We start from the raw sequence: 1366 nt of genomic DNA, 5'->3' as shown, positions 1-1366 counted from the left end.
ACCGCGCCGGCAAACTGGCTATCAAACACCCAAAGAGCTTTTCTCCGCTGCTTCCGCCGGTTAAGTTAAGCCCATAAAATATGAATATTAATGAAAATACTGATTTAATAGGATTTATCGTGTGGCTAATTTGTTCTTGCAATTTGGGACTCTTTTTGAGCTATTTAATATCAACAACACCGACAAATTCAACATCATCAATTGCAGTTAAGTAAAAACTATCAGTTGGTCCAAGTATTGCAAGTTGACCATTTTTGATTGTACATTCTTGATCTGGTGTGGTCAGTTTCACCGTCCCTTTTAAGGGAATGAGAACTATATTTCCAGGTACAGGGTGAAATTCTCCGTTGTTTGTCACTGTATTTTTCTTTAGTATACGATGACCAACCCGTCTTTGACCATTTTCGTAAAGGTGTTCATGGACCTCATCACCGCGACTACCAGTTAATATTTTCATATAATATATACCCCCAAGTTAATTGACTTTTTTACGTGGCTTTTCAGTATTATTGGAATTTTGTTGAGTGTTGTTTCCACAGCCGCCCATACTACCAGAGCCACCGTGCATACCCTTGTGCATAAATAGCATCATGAGTGGGTGTGCTAGAAGAAAAAGGGCTATCAGAATCCATTGTGACATAGTTTCACTTCCTTTTGCTTTGTTTCTATAATAAGTATAAATTGGAAGTGTGTTGTTTTTATGTTGTCGGGAATTTTTACATAGTTATGAATATTATTATGTATACACGACATTCAAATGAGTGTCGTGTTTTTGTTTCCTACAAACCAGATTTAATGGTCCAATTTGTTCCTGCTTTTTCTAAAATAAGTGTGTACTGCGAATATTGGGTCATATCAGTTTCACTATCAAGAAACCTCACGGTTGCGTCAACGCGAATATTATCTCCTTGACGATGGAAGGTCGGATTAACTAATTCCGCAAAACGATAGTCTTTATTTAATGGCTTTGTACCGCCATCGACATAATATTTCAGTTCACTGGCGGTGCCACTAGGATACAGTGTGAAGAAAGTCGTTAGAAATTTAGTGATGCTGCTAGTGGTTTCGGCATCAATCGAGCTGTCCGTTTGAAGTTGTTTTTCCGTTGCTTTGGCCTTAGTCGGAGCTGCCGCAATTGTTGGGTTGGTCACGATCACCATATCACCATCTTTATTTTTCATAACATTTAATGAGTAGGTGGATTCGATTGCTTGAGAGTGAAGTGAACCCCAAATATTGGACGAAACTTTAAGCGACTTTCTGGGTGGTAAGAACACGGTATTTAACCGGGCTCTTACCACCCAGTTTTGTTTTGATTCGTGTGACATTATAATATTGAATCCAGTTCGATACGGCTAAAGTTAAT

Annotated in this window: 4 protein-coding genes; all 4 read right to left on the bottom strand. The window is 38.5% G+C overall.

Features of this window, described 5'->3' with window-relative positions; all coding sequences use genetic code 11:
- Positions 1-160: 160 nt before the first annotated feature.
- Complete coding sequence (locus EKM76_RS13300; protein ID WP_002817475.1) at positions 161-457, bottom strand: hypothetical protein; 297 nt, start codon at positions 455-457, stop codon at positions 161-163.
- Between the two features lie 18 nt (positions 458-475).
- The gene (locus tag EKM76_RS13295) at positions 476-640 is read right to left on the bottom strand and encodes a DUF2933 domain-containing protein (protein ID WP_003688746.1); all 165 of its coding nucleotides are present in this window, start codon (positions 638-640) and stop codon (positions 476-478) included.
- A 139-nt stretch (positions 641-779) separates the two neighbouring features.
- Positions 780-1277 carry a conjugal transfer protein gene (locus EKM76_RS13290; RefSeq protein WP_225417953.1) on the bottom strand — a complete coding sequence of 166 codons (498 nt, stop codon included), beginning with the start codon at positions 1275-1277 and terminating at the stop codon, positions 780-782.
- Positions 1249-1366: IS3 family transposase (locus EKM76_RS13285; RefSeq protein WP_164507606.1), on the bottom strand; the 118-nt coding region annotated here is incomplete at its 5' end. The genes EKM76_RS13285 and EKM76_RS13290, both read right to left, overlap by 29 nt.

The organism is Loigolactobacillus zhaoyuanensis (genome assembly GCF_003946385.1).
GTDB lineage: Bacteria > Bacillota > Bacilli > Lactobacillales > Lactobacillaceae > Loigolactobacillus > Loigolactobacillus zhaoyuanensis.
The sequence above is the reverse complement of the archived record's forward strand: the minus strand, read 5'-3'. Positions and strand labels throughout refer to the sequence as shown.

Excerpts from the sequence above, each read along its gene's own strand:
- EKM76_RS13295 (WP_003688746.1), bottom strand. The coding sequence starts at position 640 with ATGTCACAATGGATTCTGATAGCCCTTTTTCTTCTAGCACACCCACTC.
- EKM76_RS13300 (WP_002817475.1), bottom strand. The coding sequence starts at position 457 with ATGAAAATATTAACTGGTAGTCGCGGTGATGAGGTCCATGAACACCTT.